The organism is Shewanella sp. POL2, from assembly GCF_000282755.1.
Classification (GTDB): Bacteria; Pseudomonadota; Gammaproteobacteria; order Enterobacterales; family Shewanellaceae; genus Shewanella; species Shewanella xiamenensis.
The window spans coordinates 1-354 of record NZ_AKZL01000226.1; the positions used below are offsets into that span (position 1 = coordinate 1).

Annotated in this window: 1 protein-coding gene; it reads left to right on the forward strand. The window is 58.8% G+C overall.

Annotation, left to right across the window (positions count from 1 at the left end; translation table 11 throughout):
• Positions 1 to 354 (forward strand): VCBS domain-containing protein (locus SHEWPOL2_RS22175; RefSeq protein ID WP_037431942.1); only part of this gene is annotated, 354 nt, incomplete at both ends.

Below are 354 nucleotides of genomic sequence, written 5' to 3' on the forward strand. Positions count from 1 at the left end.
AGTTATCACCAACAATGCCACCCAGTTAGTGGGCAGCGTGGTGGAAGCCGGTGATTTGGATGACGGCACCGATGTCGCTGGCACACCTACCGCCACCGGTCAGCTCTCGGCCACCGATGTCGACAACGGCGCCACCCAAACCTGGAGTGTACAAGGCACGCCAGATACGACATATGGCAGCTTCAGCGTCGATGCCACTGGTAAGTGGACCTACACCTTAGACAACACCAAGGCCGCCACCCAAGCCTTAGCGGAAGGTCAGAGCCAACAGCTCACCTTCACCGTGCGCGTCACCGATGACAAGGGCGCCTGGGTTGATCAACTGGTGACCATCACCATCGTCGGCACCAATGA